The following is a 19,897-nucleotide window of genomic DNA, read 5'->3' as shown; positions in this document are numbered from 1 at the left end:
TGGCCTGCATTCCAATCTGGAATCACATTATGGAATTCAAACAACTGCGTACCTTCGTTGAGGTGGTACGCCACGGCGGCTTTACCCAGGCCGCCCAGCACCTGCACATCAGCCAATCGGCGGTGAGCAAACAAGTCGCACAACTGGAGCAAAGCCTCAGCACGACGCTGTTTGACCGGTTCGGTTCGCACGTGCGCCTCACGGCAGCCGGACAGGTGGTGCTGCAACGCGCCGAAGGCATGCTGCGGTTGCACAAAGAGTTATTGAGTGAGCTTGATGACTTGAGCCACCTGGAACGCGGGGAGTTGAAACTGGGTTTGCCGCTGCTGGGCGGTAATGCGCTGTTTGCCAACCTGTTTGCCGAGTACCGGCGTCGCTACCCGAATATTCAGGTGCAACTGCTCGAAGGCGGCAGTTTGAATATTGAACAGGCGGTGTTGAGCGGCGAACTGGAGTTGGGCGGCAGCCTGACACCCAAAAACAATCAGGCGTTTTCTTGGCAGCCCTTTTGCGACGAGCCGCTGGACGCCTTGCTGCCGGCCAATCATCCGCTGGCAGAAGGCGGCAGCGTGCGCCTGGAGCAACTGGCCGAGACACCGTTTTTGCTCTATCAACGCAGTTTTGTGCTTAACGATCGCGTGGTCCAGGCCTGTCAGCAAATGGGCTTTACCCCCAAGGAAGGCGGGCGCAGCGGCCAGTCGGACTTTTTGGTGGCGCTGGTGGCAGCCGGCCAGGGCGTGGTCTTGTTGCCCAGCGTGGTCGCGCGCGAACTGGTGCGCCCCGACGTCATACGTTTAAAGCTGATTGCCCCCGACTCCCTGCGCTGGGACATCGCCTTTATCTGGCGCGAAGGCGCGTACTTGTCACGCGCAGCTCAAGCCTGGCTGGAGCTGCTGCGTGAGCGGTCGATTACTGGGTCAGTGCTTTGATGAAGTCTTCTACCCACGGCTCGGAGTCGCCTTCAGGGTTAACGGTTTCGCTGGCATCCAGGCGCAGCATCGGCTGGACTTCACGCAGGCCCAGCTCGGCAAACAGTTCAGTGAGCAGTTGGCCACCGCCGCAGTAGGTATCGCCGTAGCTGGAGTCGCCCAATGCGATCACGGCACCCGGCAGACCACGCCAGGCGGCGGGCAGCAGGTCACGGATCTCGCTGTACAACGGGGTCAGGTTATCAGGCAGCTCGCCCATGCCGGTGGTCGAGGTCACCGCCAAAAAAGCATCCGGAGCAAAGGCCTGAATATCGGCCAGCGTGGCGCGCGGGTTAAACAGCACCTCAAAACCGGCATCGGTCAGCAGTTGTTTGGCGTTGCGGGCGACTTCTTCTGCGGTGCCGTACACCGAGCCTGAAAGGATGGCGACTTTCATCAATCTGATCCTGTAACTGACTAAAAGGCAGGGATACTAACAGGTGACGCCATGCTTTCGGTGATAGCACGTAGACAGCTTGTCGCGATGTCCTAAAATGGCTCGAACTTAACTGACTTTTGGAGTGCTGCACCATGATCAACGCCCGTTTACTGCAGCGCATGGTGGACGCGTCCCAGGACGGTATTGTGGTGGCCGAGCAGGAAGGTGAAGACAACATCCTTATCTACGTCAATAAAGCGTTTGAGGCACTGACGGGCTACAGCAGCGACGACATCCTGTATCAGGACTGCCGCTTTTTACAGTCAGGCGACCGTGACCAGATTGGTTTGCACTTGATCCGCGAGGCCATCGCCAGCGGAGAGCCGACACGACAGGTGCTGCGTAATTACCGCAAAGATGGTTCGCACTTCTGGAACGAACTGTCGATCACACCGGTGTTCAACGACGCTGATCAGTTGACCTATTTTATTGGGGTGCAAAAGGATGTCACCCAACAGGTAAAGGCCCAGCAAAAAGCCGCTCAACTGGAGATCGAGTTGGCGGCAGTAAAAGCTGAACTGGAGGCGCTCAAGGCAGCCAAGGGTGTTAGCGCGCCGCCGCTTGCTTAAGCTCAACGTCCAGGCGCTGGTTCATCAAAACGGTCTCGCTGCCCAGGCAGGCAATCGATGAACCGGCCAGTGCGTCTTGTGCCACATTGGCGGCCTCACCGGCCAGTGCCACTGAACAGTCCAGCGATTGCGCCAGGCGGATCAAGCGACGCTGATGGGCCGCGCCCACCACCTGCCGGGCGAACAGCACCACCGCCCGAGGCTGAACCTGCTCACAGATCAGCGACAGCTCATCCAGCGGCTGGCCAACGGCCAATACCCTGATCAGCCGATCATTGCGGCTCAACAGCAAACCGGTCACCAGCAGTTCCAGCTCTGTGCACAACTCGGGCAGCCCCACCAGCAACACGCAATCGTGGGCATCCATGGGTTGCAGGTGCAGGCGCTGCTGCACGCGGCCGCGTAAAAAGCGATCCAGCAGCAACCACTCGCTGGTGCGGCCAAACTCATCTTGTGCCTTCAGCAGTTGCTCCCAGAGCGGCATCAAGATGCTTTTGAACACGACTTCAAGCGGGTAGCTGGAGAAAATCTGCCCGTACAGGCGATCCAGTTCAGCTTCGTTAAAGGCGCTGAGCGCAGCTTGAACACGTGCTTGCCATTGTTGGTATTCGTCAACCAAAGCCTCTTTCGGCACGCTGACGGAGGCGGTCGGGCGTGCCAGCAATTCGGCCACTTTACTGACCGCAACGCCGCGCTCAAGCCAGCCCATAACCTGACGCACTGCCTCAATATCGCTCATTGTGTACAAGCGATGCCCTGTTTCGGTGCGTGTCGGCTGGATCAAACCATAGCGCCGCTCCCAGGCACGCAAGGTCACCGGGTTAATGCCGGTGAGCCGGGCGACTTCTCTGATCGGGTACAGGCCCGGCAGTTCTGGCTGACCTGCCGCGAGCGCAACGGGCTCAAGTTCAGTGATCACGGGCATGGTTAAGGCCTGTTACAAGAGTGAATGGAGGGATTCTACGCTTCATCTCCCTCGCTGTGGCGATCCCGTTCATCGCGTTCGGGAACAATCCTTGCTTGTTTTTCCAGACACAGCCCACCACCCCGGCGCTGTGTTTTGTGGTTGCCCTACCCGGGCAACGTCAGCCTCATGGAGATACACAATGTCTACCTCCCCTGTCACCTTGATGGTCGCGCGCCGTGTCGCGAAAGGCCGTTACCAGGAACTGATCGCCTGGCTGCACGAAGGCGAACAGTTAGCCACCGACTTTCCCGGTTACTTGGGTTCAGGCGTGCTGGCACCGCCCCCGGGCGACGATGAATTCCAGATCATTTTCCGCTTTGCCGACGAAGCCACCCTGCACGCGTGGGAACACTCGGTGTCGCGCAAAGCCTGGTTGCAGCGCGGCAGCCACCTGTTTGCCAACCCTTCAGAGCATCGCGTCAGCGGCATCGACGGCTGGTTTGGCGCCGCCGGGCAGCGCCCACCGCGCTGGAAACAGGCCGTGGCCATCTGGCTGGCGTTCTTTCCGGTGTCGTTGTTGTTCAACTTTGCGCTGGGCCCATTACTGGGCGAGTTGAGTTTATTGCCACGGGTATTTGTCAGCACCTTGGCCCTGACGCCACTGATGGTTTATCTGTTTATTCCGCTTTCGACCCATTTGCTCGCAGGCTGGCTGCACAGCACGCCCAACAAGCCCTTGCGCACAAACTCCCTCGCGCAACGCAGTTAACCGATCGCCCCGGGCTTGGCAGTCAGGTCGCGGACGCTGGTATAGTTTTGCCATTGCGCCGCGACTGTTTCCGGCTATTTCGCATAGAGCCCGTCATGCCCACGTCTTCTGCCCCGATCCTGATCACTGGTGCTGGCCAGCGCATTGGTTTGCACTGTGCCCGGCAACTGCTGGCTGACGGTTATCCCGTCATCATCAGCTATCGCAGCGAAAAGCCCGGCGTGCAGGCGTTGCGCGAGCTGGGGGCGACCACGTTGTATGCCGACTTTTCCAGTGAAGGCGGCATTCTCGACTTTATCGAGCGGCTTAAAGCCCACACCGACACGTTGCGGGCTATCGTCCATAACGCCTCGGCGTGGCTGGCAGAGACGCCTGGCACTGAAACCAGCGCCTTTGCCCAGATGTTCAGCGTGCACATGCTCGCCCCGTATCTGATTAACCTGCATTGCAGCGAATTGTTGTTGCGCTCAAGCCCGGCCGACATCGTGCATATCAGCGATGACGTGACCCGCAAAGGCAGTAGCAAGCACATTGCCTATTGCGCCACCAAAGCCGGGCTCGACAGCCTCACGCTGTCATTCGCGGCTAAACTGGCGCCCCATATCAAAGTAAACGGCATCGCCCCGGCCTTGCTGATGTTCAACCAAGACGACGACGCGGCGTACCGCACCAACGCCCTGGCCAAGTCAGCCTTGGGCATTGAGCCCGGCGCCGGGGTGATTTACCAAAGCCTGCGCTACCTGCTGGATAACCCGTACGTGACCGGCACCACCTTGACCGTCAACGGCGGACGACACGTTAAGTAAGACGTCCGCGAGGAAGTATTTCATGAGCACATCATTGCCTGAGCATTACCGCGAGATCCTGGTCGGCCTCGGTGAAAACCCTGAGCGTGAAGGCCTGCTCGACACCCCGAAACGCGCCGCCAAGGCCATGCAGTATCTGTGTCACGGCTATGCCCAGAGCGTTGAGGAAATCGTCAACGGCGCCCTGTTTGCCTCAGACAGCGATGAAATGGTGATCGTCGCTGACATCGAGCTTTACTCGTTGTGCGAGCACCACCTGCTGCCCTTTATTGGCAAGGCCCACGTGGCCTACATCCCGACCGGCAAAGTATTGGGCCTGTCGAAAGTCGCCCGCATCGTCGACATGTTCGCCCGTCGCCTGCAGATCCAGGAAAACCTCACCCGGGAAATCGCCGACGCCATTCAGAGCATTACCCAGGCGGCGGGCGTTGCCGTGGTAATCGAAGCCAAGCACATGTGCATGATGATGCGCGGTGTAGAAAAACAGAATTCGACCATGAACACCTCGGTCATGCTTGGCGCGTTCCGCGAGTCGAGCAGCACCCGCATGGAGTTCCTGCAATTGATTGGACGGAGCAAGTCGTAATGCCACAACTTCAGCCAGGAACGGCCCGCATCCGTGTCAAAGACCTGCGTCTGCGCACTTTTATCGGGATTAATGAAGACGAGATCCTCAACAAGCAGGATGTCTTGATCAACCTCACCATCCTGTATGCCGCGCAAGAAGCGGTACGGGATAACGACATCGATCACGCCCTGAATTACCGGACCATCACCAAGGCGGTGATTCAGCACGTCGAAGAGAACCGCTTCGCCCTGCTTGAGCGCCTGACCCAGGAACTGCTCGACCTGGTGATGAGCAACACCGCCGTGCAGTACGCCGAAGTCGAGGTCGACAAGCCCCACGCCCTGCGCTTTGCTGAATCGGTGTCGATTACGCTGGCGGCATGCCGCTAAGCTACAGCCCACTGAACCCAGGTAAATCTTATGACGCCCCAAGAACAACTTGAACTTGAAGCTGCCGCCTTTCGCCGCCTTGTCGCGCATCTGGACAGCCGCAAAGACGTACAAAATATTGACCTGATGAACCTCTCGGGTTTTTGCCGTAACTGCCTGTCCAAGTGGTACAAGGCCGCGGCAGATGAACGTCAGATCGAGGTCAACCTCGATGACGCCCGTGAAGTGGTCTACGGCATGCCGTACGCCGAATGGAAATCCCTTTACCAGAAAGAAGCCAGCGCCGAACAAGTAGCGGCGTTTGCCAAAGGAAAACACGAATGACTGATTTGAACACCCTGCGCGCCAGCCTCAACAGCGGCGAACACGTATTTGCCGACACGCTTGCGTTTGTCGCCGCGCAGTACGATTACCAGCCGCAGGCTTTCAACAACGGCGGCGTCGAGAACGCGGCCGGGCAAAACGAAGGTTCGTGCAAGACCTTGGGCCTGGCCCTGCTCGAAGGGTTCAGCGATCAAGAAGCGCTGCTGGCGTTCGGCGAGCACTATCGCTCGGTACTGGCGACGCCCGAAGGCACCGACCACGGCAACATCCGCGCGCTGATCAGCCACGGCCTGGGCGGGGTTACATTCCATGCCCAGCCGCTGACGCTCAAGGCGTAAAAAAGCCTTGTAGGAGCGAGCTTGCCTCGCGATCTTTTGACCGTTAAAAGATCGCGAGGCAAGCTCGCTCCTACAGGTTCTACGCCCACAAAAAAACCGGCCGAAGCCGGTTTTTTCAGGCACTACGGATTACTTGAACTCAGCGTTCTGCAGGCCGTCCAGGTAACGCTCAGTGTCCAGTGCTGCCATGCAGCCGGCACCGGCCGAGGTGATGGCTTGGCGGTAAACGTGGTCAGCCACGTCGCCTGCCGCAAACACGCCTTCGATGCTGGTCGCAGTGGCGTTGCCTTCACGGCCGCCCTTGACCACCATGTAGCCGTCTTTGAGTTCCAGCTGACCTTCGAACAGCGAGGTGTTCGGGGTGTGGCCGATGGCGATGAACACGCCGTCTACTTTGATTTCGTCAAAGCTGCCGTCGTTGTTTTTCAGGCGGGCACCGGTCACGCCCATGTTGTCACCCAGCACTTCGTCCAGGGTGGCGTTCAATTTGAACTCGATCTTGCCTTCAGCCACGCGGGCGTTCAGCTTGTCGATCAGGATCTTCTCGGCGCGGAAGGTTTCGCGGCGGTGAACCAAGGTCACTTTGCTCGCGATGTTGGCCAGGTACAGGGCTTCTTCAACGGCCGTGTTGCCGCCACCCACCACTGCTACCGGCTTGTTGCGATAGAAGAAACCGTCGCAGGTTGCACAGGCCGACACGCCCTTGCCCATAAAGGCTTCTTCAGACGGCAGGCCCAGGTAACGGGCGCTGGCGCCGGTGGCGATGATCAGCGCGTCGCAGGTGTAAGTGCCGCTGTCGCCGATCAGGCTGAACGGTTTGTTTTTCAGATCAACGGCGTTGATGTGATCAAACACGATCTCGGTTTCAAAACGCTCGGCGTGTTCACGCATGCGCTCCATCAGGACCGGGCCGGTCAGGCCGTGTACATCGCCGGGCCAGTTGTCGACTTCGGTAGTGGTGGTCAGTTGACCGCCCGCCTGCATGCCCGTGATCAGCAGTGGTTTGAGGTTAGCCCGGGCAGCGTAAACGGCAGCGCTGTAACCGGCAGGGCCAGAACCCAGAATAATCACACGCGAATGACGTACTTCAGACATGACTCACTCCTATGGCCGCCCGTGTCGAAATCGGGGCGGAACGCCGCTTTACCGGCTGGAATAAAAAGAAACCGCTCACCTGCTCAGGCCAGGTCTGTGACCCGCAGGTCCTGAAAAATGTAGGTGCAGCGTATATAGGCCGCTGAGAGTAAGGAAATACGCATTAACAATCCAGCTCATAGCAGCCCTCTATGTGCTCAAATTCATCATTGGACGTCTTTGTTACAGTTATTGTCGAATCCGCCTCCAGGCTTTCGCCCTGTGCGTAAAGCCGATAAGGTCGGCCGATTTTCCACTGCCCGGAGCCCACTATGCCCGCCCCTGTTCTATCTGGCCCGCAGTACCTGCGTGAAGGCCTGAAGCTGGTCCTGAGCCCAGGCCTGCGTTTATTTGTGCTGTTGCCGCTGCTGATCAACCTGGTGCTGTTTGTCGGGCTGATTTACTTCGCCGGGCATCAGTTCAGCCTGTGGGTCGACACGTTGATGCCGACGCTGCCCAGTTGGCTGAGCTTTCTCAACTACGTGTTATGGCCGCTGTTTGTGGTGTTGCTCATTCTGATGGTGTTTTTCACCTTCACTATGTTCGCCAACATTATCGCCGCGCCTTTTAACGGGTTTCTTTCGGAGAAAGTCGAAGCCGTGGTACGCGGGGTCGATAACTCGCCGCCCTTCAGTTGGGGCGAACTGATCGCCATGGTGCCCCGCACACTGGCCCGTGAAATGCGTAAGCTGGGCTACTTTCTGCCCCGCGCCATTGCCTTACTGATTTTGTCGTTTGTGCCCGTGGTCAACCTGGTCGCCGCGCCGTTGTGGCTGATCTTCGGGGTCTGGATGATGGCCATCCAGTACATCGACTACCCAGCCGACAACCACAAACTGGGCTGGAACGAGATGCTCGCCTGGCTGCGCCAGAAACGCTGGCAGAGCCTGAGCTTTGGCGGGGTGGTGTATCTGGTACTGCTGGTGCCCGTGGTCAACCTGCTGATGATGCCTGCCGCTGTGGCCGGGGCAACGCTGTTTTGGGTGCGTGAACGGGGCGAAGAAGCCTTGACCGTGAAAAAGCCATGAAGGGATAAAAATCACGGCTCTCAGCGCTGCATTAAAAACGCTGAGAGCCTTATTGCACCTAAGCTGTCTCCACGCTGTCTACGGATCAGTCGCCATAAATTCATCATTTGGCTGACACGTAGCCGACACAGATCACGTTGAGACTGGTGCCATGACAACTGCCCTGCATATTTCCCTGATCACCGAAACGTTTCCACCAGAAATAAATGGCGTGGCCAACACCCTTGGGCGTTTGTTTGATGGCCTGCGCGCTCGCGATCACCATGTGGAGCTGGTGCGCCCTCGTCAGACCTGCGATGGCAATCAACGCAGTAACGATCAGGTGATGCTGTGCCGGGGCTGGTCTATCCCCGGTTATCCGGGACTGCAGTGGGGCATGGCCTCCACCCGTCGCTTGATGAAGCGCTGGCAAGTACAACGCCCGGACGTGGTGTACATCGCCACCGAAGGCCCGCTTGGGTTGTGTGCGCTGCGCGTGGCACGCCGACTGGGTATTGCAGTGGTCAGCGGTTTTCATACCAACTTCCAGCACTACTCCAGCATTTACGGCCTGGGGGTATTTACCCGGCTGCTGACCCAGTACTTGCGCTGGTTCCATAATCGCTCGGCGTTGACCCTGGTGCCCAGCGCCAGCCAGCGGCTTGAACTGCAGCGCCGGCATTTCGATCGCCTGGAATTACTGGAGCGCGGGGTCGACAGCCGACTGTTCAACCCGGCGAAACGCCAAAGCGCCTTGCGCCAGAGCTGGGGCCTGGGCGAAGACGATATTGCCCTGCTGCATGTGGGGCGCCTGGCACCCGAGAAAAATCTGGGTGCGCTCAAGCGCTGCCTGGAAGCCTTGCAGGAACGCTACCCACGGCGCCGCTTCAAGCTGATCATCGTCGGTGACGGGCCCAAACGGGCCGCACTGGAAGCCTCGCTGCCGGATGCGTTTTTTTGTGGCGCTCAGTCCGGTGAAGACCTGGCCCGCCACTATGCCTGTGGCGACGTTTTTTTGTTCCCGAGCATGACCGAAACGTTCGGCAATGTGGTGCTCGAAGCCTTGGCCTCAGGGCTGGGCGTTGTGGCTTATGACGCCGCTGCTGCGGGCCAGCATATTCGTCACGGCTACAACGGTGTGTTGGCTATGCCAGGGGATGAGTATGCCTGGGTCGACGCTGCCGCCTGGCTCCTTGAAGAGCCGGAAACCCTGCGCACCGTGCGTCTGAATGCGCGCCACCATGCCTGTCGCCAGGGCTGGCCGCAAATTATCGAACAGTTCGAAAACCAGTTGCAGCGCGCCTGCCAAAGCCAGACCGGCTCGCTGCCGCTACCTGAATAAATCCGCCCTGACCTGTGCCGCGCGATCGTCAATCAACAATCGTTCAGAGCGCTGATGACATAACTTAAAGGCGCAAAAAAGGCGCCAACAGGCGCCTTTCTCTACTCGCTCACAGGTGAGCGTAGTAGCCGGTATCAGTGCTGATGACCGCCTTCACCGTGCACGTGGCCGTGAGCAACTTCTTCTTCGCTCGCGTCACGTACAGCAACAACCTTGACCTCGAAGTTCAGGCGCTGACCGGCCAACGGGTGGTTGCCATCAACGGTTACGTCGTCGCCATCCAGGTCACGGATGGTCACGATTTGCATTTGGCCGTCCGGCGCGGAAGCGTGGAACTGCATACCAACTTCCAGTTGGTCAACGCCTTCGAACATGCTGCTGCTCAAGGTGCTGACCAGTTCAGCGGAGTACTCGCCGTAAGCGTCTTCTGGCTCAACGGAAACCTTCAGCTCGTCACCGACGTTTTTGCCTTCGAGGGCTTTTTCCAGACCCGGAATGATGTTGCCCGCGCCTTGCAGGTAAACCAGCGGAGCGCCGCCAGCAGAACTGTCAATGACATCACCAGCGTCGTTGGTCAGGGTATATTCGATGGAGACTGCCTTGTTGGCGGCGATCGTCATGGGGCGAGACCTTTTGCAAAATAATAATGAGTTCGCAAGTTTAACCAAGCATTCGCACGAAAGCGAACACAACCAAGACCAACGGATAACTTTGAAAACCTCAACAATCATTGGCTGGCGCCAAGATGAAGAGCAGCACTGGGTTGTTGTGCTCTCCTGTTGCCACACCCAGCATCAGCGCCATCAACCGCCCTGGCAGTCACGCCCCTGGGTGCTGGACCCTGAGCAGCGGGCAAAAAAAATAGGCCAGCCCTTTCGTTGTGGCTGGTGTGCTCAGGAGGCTGATAGCGTTAACCTTGGCAATTGATTCCAGCACATGGCTCGTTTATCGAGTGTTGCTCTTGCACTGCTACGTCAGGAAGCTCGCATGCAAACTTTCTTTATCGCCCCCACTGATTTTGGTGTGGGCCTGACCTCAATCAGCCTCGGCCTGGTTCGTACTCTGGAGCGTGCAGGCTTGAAAGTCGGCTTTTTCAAGCCCATTGCCCAGCCGCACCCCGGCGACACCGGGCCTGAACGCTCGACCGAACTGGTGGCGCGTACCCACGGCCTCAAGCCGCCACAGCCCTTGGGCCTGGCCCACGTTGAGCGCATGCTCGGCGACGGCCAGCTCGATGAGTTGCTCGAAGAGATTATCAGCCTTTATCAGCAAGCCGCCGTTGGCAAAGACGTGTTGATTGTTGAAGGCATGGTGCCCACGCGCACCGCCAGTTACGCGGCGCGCGTCAATCTGCACCTGGCCAAGAGCCTGGATGCAGAAGTGATTCTGGTGTCGGCCCCGGAAAACGAAGTGCTGACCGAGCTCTCCGGCCGGGTTGAGCTGCAAGCGCAGCTGTTCGGCGGGCCGAAAGACCCGAAAGTGCTCGGCGTGATCCTTAATAAGGTGAAAACCGACGAAAGCATGGAAGTGTTTTCAGCGCGTCTCAAGGAGCACTCACCGTTACTGCGGACCGGCGACTTCAAGCTATTGGGCTGCATTCCGTACCAGCCCGAACTCAATGCCCCGCGCACCCGTGACGTGGCCGAGTTGCTCGGCGCGCAGGTACTGAATGCGGGCGATTATGAAACCCGGCGCATGTCCAAGATCATCCTCTGCGCCCGCACCGTGCTGAACACGCTGCAACTGCTCAAACCCGGCGTGTTGGTGGTAACCCCCGGTGACCGCGATGACATCATCCTGGCCGTCAGCCTGGCCGCCATGAATGGCGTACCGCTGGCGGGCCTGCTGTTGACCAGCGACACCAAACCCGACCCGCGCCTGATGGAGCTGTGCCGTGGAGCTTTGCAAGCCGGTCTGCCCGTGCTATCGGTGAGCACCGGCTCGTACGACACCGCTAACCAGCTCAATCAGCTCAACAAAGAAATCCCGATCGATGACCGCGAGCGCGCAGAGATCATCACTGATTTTGTCGCCAGCCACCTCGACGCGCACTGGCTGCACCAGCGTTGCGGCACGCCACGGGAGATGCGCCTCACGCCTGCGGTGTTCCGCTATCAATTGATCCAGCGCGCCCAGCACGCCAACAAGCGCATCGTCTTGCCCGAAGGTAGCGAGCCCTTGACCGTGCAGGCCGCCGCCATTTGTCAGGCCCGCGGTATCGCCCGTTGCGTGCTGCTGGCCAAGCCTGAAGAAGTTCACGCCGTGGCCAAGGCCCATGGGTTTGAACTGCCGCCGGGGCTGGAGATTCTCGACCCGGATGTGATTCGTGGCCGTTATGTCGAACCGATGGTGGCCCTGCGCAAAACCAAAAGCATCAATGCGCCGATGGCCGAGCAGCAACTGGAAGACCCGGTGGTGATCGGCACCATGATGCTCGCGCTGGACGAGGTCGACGGGCTGGTTTCCGGGGTCATCCACTCCACGGCCAACACCATCCGTCCTGCCCTGCAACTGATCAAGACGGCGCCGGGCTGCACCTTGGTGTCGTCGGTGTTCTTCATGTTGTTCCCGGAACAGGTGCTGGTGTATGGCGACTGCGTGATGAACCCGCACCCGTCGGCCACTGAGCTGGCAGAAATTGCCCTGCAAAGCGCTGACTCGGCCGCAGCGTTCGGCATCACCCCGCGTGTGGCCATGATCAGCTACTCCAGCGGCGACTCGGCCAGCGGCGAAGAGGTCGAAAAAGTCCGTGAAGCCACCCTCCTCGCCCATGAAGCCCAGCGCGCACTGCTCATCGACGGCCCGTTGCAGTACGACGCTGCGGCCAACGAAACAGTGGCCCGCCAACTGGCGCCCAACAGCCAGGTGGCCGGCCGTGCGACGGTGTTTGTCTTCCCCGACCTGAACACCGGCAACACCACTCACAAGGCCGTGCAGCGCAGCGCTGATTGCGTGAGTTTGGGCCCGATGCTGCAAGGCCTGCGCAAACCGGTGAACGACCTGCCCCGTGGTGCGCAAGTGGACGACATCGTCTACACCATCGCCCTGACGGCGATTCAAGCCGCCAACCGACCTATGGATGTGTAAATGCTGGATTTTCTGCCTGCGCCGTTACGCGGCGTCATTGCTTCATTGTTCTTGGCGATCAACACCATCGTGTGTTGCACGCCGTTGTTTGTGGTCGCGATCTTTAAGCTGTGCCTGCCGTTCAAGCCTGCGCAACGGGTGACCGACGAACTGATGCGACACATTCACCAAGCCTGGGTCGGCAACAACAAACGCTGGATGGACCTGCTGGGCAAAACCCGCTGGCACATCAAGGGGCTCGACGGGCTGGACTATGAGCACTCGTACCTGGTGACCAGCAACCACCAGAGCTGGGTCGACATCATGGTGCTGCAATACGTGCTCAACAAACGTATCCGCCCGCTGAAGTTCTTCCTCAAGCAAGAGCTGATCTGGGTGCCGGTGATCGGGCTGGCGTGGTGGGCGTTGGGCTTCCCGTTCATGAAGCGCTACTCCAAGGCGTACCTGGCCAAACACCCGGAAAAGAAAGGCGCCGACCTGGCGACCACCCGCAGAACCTGCGCCAAGTTCAAAAACCAGCCGGTGGGCATTTTCAACTTCGTCGAAGGCACACGCTTCACCGAAGGCAAACACGCTGAACAGCAATCGCCGTTCCGCTACCTGCTCAAACCTAAAGCCGGCGGCATTGCCTTCGTGCTGGATGCGATGGGCGAACAGTTAAAGTCCATCGTCAACGTAACGATTCATTACCCTGGTGGACGCCCGGGGTATTGGGATTTGCTATGTGGCAACGTGCGGGACGTGGTGGTGGTGTTTGAAGAGCTGGAAATCCCGGCGGAGTTCATCGGCAAAAACTACGACCAGGACCCGGCCTATAAATTGGCGTTTCAGAGCTGGATCAACCAGCTGTGGGAAGACAAGGACCGCTTGCTGGAGCAATTGCATCGGGAATACCCCAAGGCCTAAGGCACCGCCGCTTTTGGGGATGCGTCCTGCCTCAGTTCCACACCCAACAAAAAGCCCGCCACCGATTGCTCGGTGGCGGGCTTTTTTAATCGCGGCTTAAATTGCGCCGCGTTGACGCAACAGGTCGAGCACCCGCTTGACGCCTTCTTCGATGGTCAGCGCTTGAGTGTCGACCACCAGGTCTGCATTCAAAGGCACGTCGTACGGGAAGGATTCGCCCGGGATGTTGTCGCCACCCGCTGCATACAGGCCCTGCGGGTCACGCTCGGCGCAGACCGCAGGCGATGCCTGTACATACACCGTGATCAAGCGGTCATCACCGATCAGGGCTTTGGCCTGTTCGCGGCCTTCAGCATCCGGCGCGACGAAAGCTGCCAGGGTCAGCAAGCCGGCTTCGTTGAATTGACGCGCCACGTGGGCAGCACGACGCCAGTTCTCGGTACGGCCCGCACGGTCCTGTGGCAGACCTTTGTTCAGGTCATGACGCAGGTTTTGACCGTCCAGGACGAACACCGCACGGCCCATGTCAAACAACTTGCGTTCAACCGCGTAGGCCAAGGTGCTTTTACCGGCACCCGACAAGCCGCTGAACAATACGGTCGCCGGTTGTTGGCCAAAGCGCTGGGCGCGCTCTTGAGTAGTGACGTGTGCCAACTCGCCGTGATGCGTGGCGCTGCCGTGGCTGACCGGCGAAGCGATGATCATACCCGCGCCCACGGTGCCGTTGGTCAAACGGTCGATGATGATGAACGAACCGGTGGTGCGGTTGCTTTCATAACCATCCAGGGCAATCGGTGCGTCGAGGCTGATCTTGACCTTGCCGATCTCGTTCAACTGCAACGAGCTGGCCGAGCCTTCTTCGAGGGTGTTCACATCGACTTTGTTGACGATGCTGGCAATCGAACCTGGCACATAGCTGGTCGCACGCTTGATGTCGTACTTCTTGCCCGGCAACATCGGCTCTTCAGCCATCCACACCAGCATGGCTTCGAAGTTATCAGTCACCTGCGGCACGTTGTCGGCATGCACCAACAAGTCGCCACGGGAGATGTCGATCTCGTCTTCCATGGTCAGCGTGATCGCCTGGCCAGGCCCGGCGTGCTCCAGTTCACCTTCAAAGGTGACAATGGATTTCACGCGGCTGCTTTTACCCGACGGCAGCACCACGATCTCGTCGCCCTTGTGCACGACGCCGCTGGCCAGCGTACCGGCGAAACCCCGGAAGTTCAGGTTCGGACGGTTCACGTATTGCACCGGGAAGCGCAGATCGGTGAGGTTGCGGTCGGCCGCGATTTCCACGGTTTCGAGGATTTCCATCAGCGACTGACCGGTGTACCACGGCGAGCGCTCGGACTTGTTCACCACGTTGTCGCCCTTGAGGGCAGACATCGGCACGAAATGCAGGCTAGAAGGCTTCATTTTCAAGCCTTCAGCGAACTTCAGGTAATCGGCCTTGATCGACTCGAACACGCCTTCGTCAAAGTTCTTGAGGTCCATCTTGTTGATGGCCACGACGATGTGCTTGATGCCCAGCAACGAGGCGATAAAGCTGTGACGACGGGTTTGGGTCTGCACGCCGTAACGGGCATCCACCAGAATGATAGCCAGGTCACAGGTGGACGCACCGGTGGCCATGTTGCGGGTGTACTGCTCGTGTCCCGGGGTATCGGCAATGATGAACTTGCGCTTGGCCGTGGAGAAGTAGCGGTACGCCACGTCAATGGTGATGCCCTGCTCGCGCTCGGCTTGCAGGCCGTCGACCAGCAGCGCCAGGTCGATGTCGTCGCCGGTGGTGCCGCTTTTTTTCGAATCGCGGGTAATGGCTTCCAGATGGTCTTCATAGATCATCTTGGAGTCGTGCAGCAGGCGCCCGATCAGGGTGCTCTTACCGTCATCGACGTTGCCGCAGGTCAGAAAGCGCAACATCTCTTTGCGCTCGTGCTGGCCCAGGTAGGCGAGGATGTCCTCGCTGATCAAATCAGATACGTGCGACATGACAACCCCTTAGAAATAACCTTGACGTTTTTTATCTTCCATCGAGCCTGCGCCATCGTGATCGATGACTCGGCCCTGGCGCTCGGAAGTTCGCGTCAGGAGCATTTCCTGGATGATGTCGGTCAGGGTTTCTGCCTCGGACTCTACCGCGCCAGTCAGCGGGTAGCAGCCCAGAGTACGGAAGCGGACCTTTTTCTTGACGATGCGCGCCTTGTCTTCGTCAGACAGGTGCTCAAGGATGCGCTCGTCGTCGATCATGATCAGTGTGCCGTTCTTCTCGATGACTTCACGCTCAGCCGCGAAGTACAGCGGCACGATCGGGATACCTTCAAGGTAGATGTATTGCCAGATGTCGAGTTCGGTCCAGTTGGACAACGGGAACACGCGAATCGACTCGCCTTTGTTGACGTTGCCGTTGTAGACGTTCCACAACTCGGGGCGCTGGTTTTTTGGGTCCCAGCGGTGTTTGCTGTCACGGAACGAGTACACGCGCTCTTTGGCACGGGACTTTTCTTCGTCGCGACGGGCACCACCGAAGGCGGCATCAAAACCGTGTTTGTCGAGCGCCTGTTTGAGGCCCTCAGTTTTCATGATGTCGGTGTGCTTGGCGCTGCCGTGGGTGAAGGGGTTGATCCCTTGCGCCACGCCGTCAGGATTTACGTGAGTGATGAGGTCCAGGCCCAGCTCGGCAACCATCTTGTCGCGAAAGCTGTACATCTCCTGGAATTTCCACTGGGTATCAACATGCATTACCGGAAACGGCAGCTTGCCAGGGAAAAATGCCTTGCGGGCAAGGTGCAGCATTACGGCGGAATCTTTACCAATGGAGTACAGCATCACCGGGTTATCGAACTCGGCGGCCACCTCGCGAATGATATGGATGCTCTCCGCCTCCAACTGTTTCAGGTGCGTCAGTTTGTCGACCATGGCTACTCACGAAAGCTATCTTATTAACGGCCTGCGGGCCGTGTTCGAGGGTCGAATGCTAGCACAGCGCCTACTTCTATTGAGGGCGCCAAGTAGACCTAAACGATCTAAGAATAGATCGCCAGGTTTGGCCGCCCCGCCCACTGTAGCCGCTGCCGCAGGCTGCGATGGGTTGCGCAGCAGCCCTGCTTTTGGGGTTAAAAGCGAAGGTCCTGCGGCCCTTATCGCAGCCTTCGGCAGCGGCTACAGATGTTTGCCAAAGTTTTAAATCGGATTGGGGCAGTCGATGAACAGGTGTTCCAGGGCAAAGCGTCGCGCCAGGTAATCGCCCAGCGCCTGTACGCCGTAACGCTCGGTGGCGTGGTGGCCGGCAGCGATGAAGCTGATGTCGTTTTCCCGCGCACTGTGGAAGGTTTGCTCGGACGCTTCGCCGCTCAAGTACAGGTCAACGCCCGCCAGCACGGCCTGGTCGATAAACCCTTGGCCGCCGCCGGTGCACCAGCCCACGCGGCGAATCATGTCGCGGCCTTCAATAAGCAACGGTTCACGACCCAGCGCTTCCTGGACACGGCGGGCAAAATCGCGGGCAGTCATCGGTTCGGCCAATGACCCCACCAGGCCCACGACTTTGTTGTTGGCCGGGTCCAGCGGGCCTTCAACGGTAATGTCCAGTTGCCGCGCCAATTGCACGTTATTACCCACCTCAGGGTGCAGGTCGAGTGGTAAGTGGTAGGCCAGCAAGCTGATATCGTGCTTGAGCAGGGTTTTCAGGCGACGCTGCTTCATGCCGGTGACGCACGGGTCTTCGCCCTTCCAGAAGTAGCCGTGATGCACCAGGATCAGGTCGGCCTCAGCGTCGACCGCAGCATCCAGCAACGCCTGGCTGGCAGTGACCCCGCTCACAATTCGCACTACTTGCGGTCGGCCTTCGACTTGCAGGCCGTTGGGGCAGTAATCGCTGATTGCAGCGCTGTTCAGGTAACGATTTGCTTCTTCTACCAGCGTGCTCAGGGCGACAGCCATAAAAGACTCCTAAATATAGCGTTCAGAGGCGCTCGGGCACTCGTATAATGGCCGCCATTATGGGCCGTCATGGTGGCTCTGCAACCTTCAGGATTAAGTTCAATGTTCAAGGCTTTGCGTTTTTTTGGCTGGCCATTGCTGGCCGGCGTGCTTATCGCTTTGCTGATTATTCAACGCTATCCAGAGTGGGTTGGCCTGCCGACGCTGGACGTTAATCTGCAACAAGCCCCGCGCACCAGTTATGTGCAGCAAGGCCCTGTGACCTATGCCGACGCCGTGACCCGCGCCGCCCCGGCAGTCGCCAACCTGTACACCACCAAAGTGGTGAACAAAAACGCCAGCCCGCTGTTTGAAGACCCGCAGTTCCGACGCTTTTTCGGCAACAACGCGCCCAAACAAAAGCGTATGGAATCGAGCCTCGGCTCGGGCGTGATCATGAGCCCGGAAGGCTATTTGCTGACCAACAACCACGTGGTGGCGGGTGCTGACCAGATTGTCGTGGCGCTCAAGGACGGTCGCGAAACCCTGGCCCGCATGATCGGCAGCGACCCTGAAACTGACCTGGCCGTGCTCAAGATTGACCTGAAAAACCTGCCCTCGATCACCATTGGTCGCTCTGACGCCTTGCGCATCGGTGACATCGCGCTGGCCATTGGTAACCCGTTTGGTGTGGGTCAAACCACCACCATGGGCATCATCAGCGCCACCGGGCGTAACCAGTTGGGCCTGAACAACTACGAAGACTTTATCCAGACCGATGCCGCGATCAACCCCGGCAACTCGGGCGGCGCGCTGGTGGATGCCAACGGCAACCTGACCGGCATCAACACCGCGATCTTCTCCGAGTCGGGTGGCTCGCAAGGTATTGGCTTTGCGATCCCGATCAACCTGGCGATGGAAGTCATGAAGTCGATTATCGAGCACGGCCAAGTGATCCGTGGCTGGCTGGGGATTGAAGTTCAGTCACTGACGCCGGACCTGGCCGAGTCGTTTGGCATGAATGGACGCCCGGGGATTGTCGTCGCGGGGATCTTCCGTGATGGCCCGGCGCAAAAAGCCGGTATGCAACTGGGTGATGTGATCCTGAGCATTGACGGCGAACCGGCCAACGATGGTCGTCGCTCGATGAACCAGGTGGCCCGCATCAAGCCTTCAGACAAGGTGGCGATTCTGGTCTTGCGCAATGGCAAAGAGCTCAAGCTCACCGCCGAAGTGGGCCTGCGGCCACAGCAAGAACAGCCGGCGCATACCGAGAAGTAAACACCCCTCTGTAGGAGCGAGCTTGCCTCGCGATCTTTTGATCTTAAAAGATCGCGAGGCAAGCTCGCTCCTACAGGTCGTTAGTTAAATATCTGACAACCCTTCAATCAGCGCCGCGTTCTGCTCAGGCGTGCCAATGCTGATGCGCAGGAACTGGGCGATGCGCAGTTGCTTAAAGTGACGCACGATCACGCCCTGTTCACGCAATTTGGCCGCCAGTGCTGGCGCATCGTGTTCCGGGTGGCGGGCAAAAATAAAGTTCGCCGCCGACGGCAGCACTTCAAAACCCAACGCCTTCAACTGACCGACCACGTGCTCGCGGCTGTCGATGACCGCCTGACAGGTCTGTGCGAAGTAGTCACGGTCGGCAAAAGCCGCAGCCGCGCCGACGATGGCGATGCGGTCCAGCGGGTAGGAGTTGAAGCTGTTTTTAATCCGCTCCAGGGCCTCGATCAGGTCAGGATGGCCCACCGCCAGGCCCACCCGCAAACCGGCCAGCGAGCGCGATTTGGACAGGGTTTGGGTCACCAGCAGGTTCGGATAGCGGTCCACCAGGCTGATGGCGGTTTCACCACCAAAGTCGATGTAGGCTTCGTCCACCACAACCACTGAGTCCGGGCTGGCCTCGAGCATTTGCTCAATGGCGTCCAGCGCCAGCAAGCAGCCCGTCGGCGCGTTAGGGTTCGGGAAGATGATGCCGCCGTTGGGCTTGGCATAGTCCGCAGGCTGGATCTGGAACTGCTCATCCAGCGGCACCGCGTCGAACTCGATGCCATAGAGGCCGCAGTACACCGGGTAGAAGCTGTAGCTGATGTCCGGGAACAACAGCGGTTTGTCGTGCTGCAACAGGCCATTGAAGATGTGCGCCAGCACTTCGTCAGAACCGTTGCCGAGAAACACCTGGTTGGTCTGTACGCCGTAATACTCGGCCACCGCCTGCTTGAGCAAGTCGCTGTTCGGATCCGGGTACAGACGCAGGTTGTCGTTAACTTCGGCCTGCATCGCAGCCAGCGCTTTGGGCGATGGCCCGTAAGGGTTCTCGTTGGTGTTGAGCTTGACCAGTTTGGTCAGTTTTGGCTGCTCACCCGGCACGTAGGGCACCAGCTCTTTAACGAACGAACTCCAGAATTTGCTCATGC

At 58.9% G+C, this 19,897-nt stretch carries 22 protein-coding genes; 14 read left to right on the top strand and 8 right to left on the bottom strand.

Going from position 1 to position 19,897, the window contains the following annotated elements; all coding sequences use genetic code 11:
* The first annotated feature begins 29 nt into the window (after window positions 1-29).
* On the top strand, window positions 30-929 hold the full coding sequence (locus GHO32_RS05010; RefSeq protein WP_153333291.1) for a LysR family transcriptional regulator: 900 nt from the start codon (window positions 30-32) through the stop codon (window positions 927-929).
* Here the strand turns inward: GHO32_RS05010 and GHO32_RS05005 are convergent.
* Window positions 910-1,365: a flavodoxin gene (locus GHO32_RS05005; protein ID WP_153333293.1), complete on the bottom strand. Its 456-nt coding sequence runs from the start codon at window positions 1,363-1,365 to the stop codon at window positions 910-912. The two genes, GHO32_RS05010 and GHO32_RS05005, sit on opposite strands and share 20 nt — an antisense overlap.
* A 134-nt stretch (window positions 1,366-1,499) precedes the next feature.
* Between GHO32_RS05005 and GHO32_RS05000 the strand changes: the two genes are divergently transcribed.
* Window positions 1,500-1,976 (top strand): PAS domain S-box protein, encoded by a 477-nt coding sequence (locus GHO32_RS05000; RefSeq protein ID WP_153333295.1) that lies wholly within the window; start codon window positions 1,500-1,502, stop codon window positions 1,974-1,976.
* Here the strand turns inward: GHO32_RS05000 and GHO32_RS04995 are convergent.
* Complete coding sequence (locus GHO32_RS04995) at window positions 1,954-2,901, bottom strand: MerR family transcriptional regulator (RefSeq protein ID WP_153333297.1); 948 nt, start codon at window positions 2,899-2,901, stop codon at window positions 1,954-1,956. The two genes, GHO32_RS05000 and GHO32_RS04995, sit on opposite strands and share 23 nt — an antisense overlap.
* Before the next feature lie 181 nt (window positions 2,902-3,082).
* On the opposite strand from GHO32_RS04995, the gene GHO32_RS04990 reads away from it, so the two are divergent.
* The 6 genes from GHO32_RS04990 (at window position 3,083) to GHO32_RS04965 (ending at window position 6,077) form a co-directional block, all read left to right on the top strand.
* Window positions 3,083-3,652 (top strand): antibiotic biosynthesis monooxygenase, encoded by a 570-nt coding sequence (locus GHO32_RS04990; protein WP_153333299.1) that lies wholly within the window; start codon window positions 3,083-3,085, stop codon window positions 3,650-3,652.
* 95 nt (window positions 3,653-3,747) lie between these two features.
* Entirely contained in the window at window positions 3,748-4,458 is a 711-nt protein-coding gene (folM, locus tag GHO32_RS04985; protein ID WP_153333301.1) for a dihydromonapterin reductase, read from the top strand.
* Between the two features lie 22 nt (window positions 4,459-4,480).
* Complete coding sequence (gene folE, locus GHO32_RS04980) at window positions 4,481-5,044, top strand: GTP cyclohydrolase I FolE (protein WP_153333302.1); 564 nt, start codon at window positions 4,481-4,483, stop codon at window positions 5,042-5,044.
* A complete protein-coding gene (folX, locus tag GHO32_RS04975) occupies window positions 5,044-5,415 on the top strand; it encodes a dihydroneopterin triphosphate 2'-epimerase (protein ID WP_048368312.1) in 372 nt (123 codons plus the stop codon). The genes folE and folX overlap by 1 nt, the downstream gene beginning before the upstream one ends.
* 30 nt (window positions 5,416-5,445) lie before the next feature.
* A complete protein-coding gene (locus GHO32_RS04970) occupies window positions 5,446-5,739 on the top strand; it encodes a DUF1244 domain-containing protein (RefSeq protein ID WP_153333304.1) in 294 nt (97 codons plus the stop codon).
* Window positions 5,736-6,077 carry a HopJ type III effector protein gene (locus tag GHO32_RS04965; protein ID WP_153333306.1) on the top strand — a complete coding sequence of 114 codons (342 nt, stop codon included), beginning with the start codon at window positions 5,736-5,738 and terminating at the stop codon, window positions 6,075-6,077. The genes GHO32_RS04970 and GHO32_RS04965 overlap by 4 nt, the downstream gene beginning before the upstream one ends.
* A gap of 129 nt (window positions 6,078-6,206) precedes the next feature.
* Here GHO32_RS04965 and trxB read toward each other — a convergent pair whose 3' ends face one another.
* On the bottom strand, window positions 6,207-7,172 hold the full coding sequence (gene trxB, locus GHO32_RS04960; RefSeq protein ID WP_153333308.1) for a thioredoxin-disulfide reductase: 966 nt from the start codon (window positions 7,170-7,172) through the stop codon (window positions 6,207-6,209).
* Between the two features lie 311 nt (window positions 7,173-7,483).
* Between trxB and cysZ the strand changes: the two genes are divergently transcribed.
* Both cysZ and GHO32_RS04950 read left to right on the top strand, forming a co-directional pair.
* Window positions 7,484-8,239 (top strand): sulfate transporter CysZ, encoded by a 756-nt coding sequence (cysZ, locus tag GHO32_RS04955; RefSeq protein ID WP_123749624.1) that lies wholly within the window; start codon window positions 7,484-7,486, stop codon window positions 8,237-8,239.
* Between the two features lie 151 nt (window positions 8,240-8,390).
* Complete coding sequence (locus GHO32_RS04950) at window positions 8,391-9,560, top strand: glycosyltransferase family 1 protein (RefSeq protein ID WP_153333310.1); 1,170 nt, start codon at window positions 8,391-8,393, stop codon at window positions 9,558-9,560.
* A 134-nt stretch (window positions 9,561-9,694) separates the two neighbouring features.
* On the opposite strand, the gene GHO32_RS04945 is transcribed toward GHO32_RS04950, so the two are convergent.
* On the bottom strand, window positions 9,695-10,180 hold the full coding sequence (locus GHO32_RS04945; RefSeq protein WP_153333312.1) for a peptidylprolyl isomerase: 486 nt from the start codon (window positions 10,178-10,180) through the stop codon (window positions 9,695-9,697).
* Here GHO32_RS04945 and GHO32_RS04940 point away from each other — a divergent pair.
* From GHO32_RS04940 to GHO32_RS04930, 3 genes are read left to right on the top strand one after another with little or no spacing between them, the layout of a single operon-like run.
* Entirely contained in the window at window positions 10,149-10,487 is a 339-nt protein-coding gene (locus tag GHO32_RS04940) for a DUF3565 domain-containing protein (protein WP_153333314.1), read from the top strand. The genes GHO32_RS04945 and GHO32_RS04940 overlap by 32 nt on opposite strands.
* Window positions 10,488-10,547: 60 nt before the next feature.
* On the top strand, window positions 10,548-12,647 hold the full coding sequence (pta, locus tag GHO32_RS04935; RefSeq protein WP_048368321.1) for a phosphate acetyltransferase: 2,100 nt from the start codon (window positions 10,548-10,550) through the stop codon (window positions 12,645-12,647).
* Entirely contained in the window at window positions 12,648-13,553 is a 906-nt protein-coding gene (locus GHO32_RS04930; protein ID WP_153333316.1) for an acyltransferase, read from the top strand. It begins immediately after the preceding gene.
* A gap of 96 nt (window positions 13,554-13,649) precedes the next feature.
* On the opposite strand, the gene cysN is transcribed toward GHO32_RS04930, so the two are convergent.
* The 3 genes from cysN to GHO32_RS04915 all read right to left on the bottom strand — a co-directional run bounded on the left by cysN (window position 13,650) and on the right by GHO32_RS04915 (window position 17,498).
* Window positions 13,650-15,548, bottom strand: coding sequence for a sulfate adenylyltransferase subunit CysN (gene cysN, locus GHO32_RS04925; RefSeq protein WP_153333318.1), 1,899 nt, complete (start codon window positions 15,546-15,548; stop codon window positions 13,650-13,652).
* 9 nt (window positions 15,549-15,557) lie between these two features.
* A complete protein-coding gene (gene cysD, locus GHO32_RS04920; RefSeq protein WP_153333320.1) occupies window positions 15,558-16,475 on the bottom strand; it encodes a sulfate adenylyltransferase subunit CysD in 918 nt (305 codons plus the stop codon).
* A 264-nt stretch (window positions 16,476-16,739) separates the two neighbouring features.
* Window positions 16,740-17,498, bottom strand: coding sequence for a Nif3-like dinuclear metal center hexameric protein (locus GHO32_RS04915; protein WP_153333322.1), 759 nt, complete (start codon window positions 17,496-17,498; stop codon window positions 16,740-16,742).
* Window positions 17,499-17,600: 102 nt separating this feature from the next.
* Between GHO32_RS04915 and algW the strand changes: the two genes are divergently transcribed.
* The gene (gene algW, locus GHO32_RS04910; protein ID WP_048368331.1) at window positions 17,601-18,758 is read left to right on the top strand and encodes a Do family serine endopeptidase AlgW; all 1,158 of its coding nucleotides are present in this window, start codon (window positions 17,601-17,603) and stop codon (window positions 18,756-18,758) included.
* A gap of 84 nt (window positions 18,759-18,842) precedes the next feature.
* Here algW and hisC read toward each other — a convergent pair whose 3' ends face one another.
* On the bottom strand, window positions 18,843-19,895 hold the full coding sequence (gene hisC, locus GHO32_RS04905) for a histidinol-phosphate transaminase (protein ID WP_153333324.1): 1,053 nt from the start codon (window positions 19,893-19,895) through the stop codon (window positions 18,843-18,845).
* Between the last annotated feature and the right edge of the window lie 2 nt (window positions 19,896-19,897).

The organism is Pseudomonas sp. FSL R10-2189 (genome assembly GCF_009600325.1).
Taxonomy (GTDB): Bacteria; Pseudomonadota; Gammaproteobacteria; order Pseudomonadales; family Pseudomonadaceae; genus Aquipseudomonas; species Aquipseudomonas helleri.
Note: the sequence above shows the minus strand (reverse complement) of the source record. Positions and strands in the feature narration are given on the sequence as shown.

Bases quoted from the DNA above. Each gene is read 5' to 3' on its own strand.
- GHO32_RS05010 (WP_153333291.1), top strand. From the start codon at position 30: ATGGAATTCAAACAACTGCGTACCTTCGTTGAGGTGGTACGCCACGGC.
- GHO32_RS05005 (WP_153333293.1), bottom strand. From the start codon at position 1,365: ATGAAAGTCGCCATCCTTTCAGGCTCGGTGTACGGCACCGCAGAAGAA.
- GHO32_RS05000 (WP_153333295.1), top strand. From the start codon at position 1,500: ATGATCAACGCCCGTTTACTGCAGCGCATGGTGGACGCGTCCCAGGAC.
- GHO32_RS04995 (WP_153333297.1), bottom strand. From the start codon at position 2,901: ATGCCCGTGATCACTGAACTTGAGCCCGTTGCGCTCGCGGCAGGTCAG.
- GHO32_RS04990 (WP_153333299.1), top strand. From the start codon at position 3,083: ATGTCTACCTCCCCTGTCACCTTGATGGTCGCGCGCCGTGTCGCGAAA.
- folM (WP_153333301.1), top strand. From the start codon at position 3,748: ATGCCCACGTCTTCTGCCCCGATCCTGATCACTGGTGCTGGCCAGCGC.
- folE (WP_153333302.1), top strand. From the start codon at position 4,481: ATGAGCACATCATTGCCTGAGCATTACCGCGAGATCCTGGTCGGCCTC.
- folX (WP_048368312.1), top strand. From the start codon at position 5,044: ATGCCACAACTTCAGCCAGGAACGGCCCGCATCCGTGTCAAAGACCTG.
- GHO32_RS04970 (WP_153333304.1), top strand. From the start codon at position 5,446: ATGACGCCCCAAGAACAACTTGAACTTGAAGCTGCCGCCTTTCGCCGC.
- GHO32_RS04965 (WP_153333306.1), top strand. From the start codon at position 5,736: ATGACTGATTTGAACACCCTGCGCGCCAGCCTCAACAGCGGCGAACAC.
- trxB (WP_153333308.1), bottom strand. From the start codon at position 7,172: ATGTCTGAAGTACGTCATTCGCGTGTGATTATTCTGGGTTCTGGCCCT.
- cysZ (WP_123749624.1), top strand. From the start codon at position 7,484: ATGCCCGCCCCTGTTCTATCTGGCCCGCAGTACCTGCGTGAAGGCCTG.
- GHO32_RS04950 (WP_153333310.1), top strand. From the start codon at position 8,391: ATGACAACTGCCCTGCATATTTCCCTGATCACCGAAACGTTTCCACCA.
- GHO32_RS04940 (WP_153333314.1), top strand. From the start codon at position 10,149: ATGGAGACTGCCTTGTTGGCGGCGATCGTCATGGGGCGAGACCTTTTG.
- GHO32_RS04945 (WP_153333312.1), bottom strand. From the start codon at position 10,180: ATGACGATCGCCGCCAACAAGGCAGTCTCCATCGAATATACCCTGACC.
- pta (WP_048368321.1), top strand. From the start codon at position 10,548: ATGCAAACTTTCTTTATCGCCCCCACTGATTTTGGTGTGGGCCTGACC.
- GHO32_RS04930 (WP_153333316.1), top strand. From the start codon at position 12,648: ATGCTGGATTTTCTGCCTGCGCCGTTACGCGGCGTCATTGCTTCATTG.
- cysN (WP_153333318.1), bottom strand. From the start codon at position 15,548: ATGTCGCACGTATCTGATTTGATCAGCGAGGACATCCTCGCCTACCTG.
- cysD (WP_153333320.1), bottom strand. From the start codon at position 16,475: ATGGTCGACAAACTGACGCACCTGAAACAGTTGGAGGCGGAGAGCATC.
- GHO32_RS04915 (WP_153333322.1), bottom strand. From the start codon at position 17,498: ATGGCTGTCGCCCTGAGCACGCTGGTAGAAGAAGCAAATCGTTACCTG.
- algW (WP_048368331.1), top strand. From the start codon at position 17,601: ATGTTCAAGGCTTTGCGTTTTTTTGGCTGGCCATTGCTGGCCGGCGTG.
- hisC (WP_153333324.1), bottom strand. From the start codon at position 19,895: ATGAGCAAATTCTGGAGTTCGTTCGTTAAAGAGCTGGTGCCCTACGTG.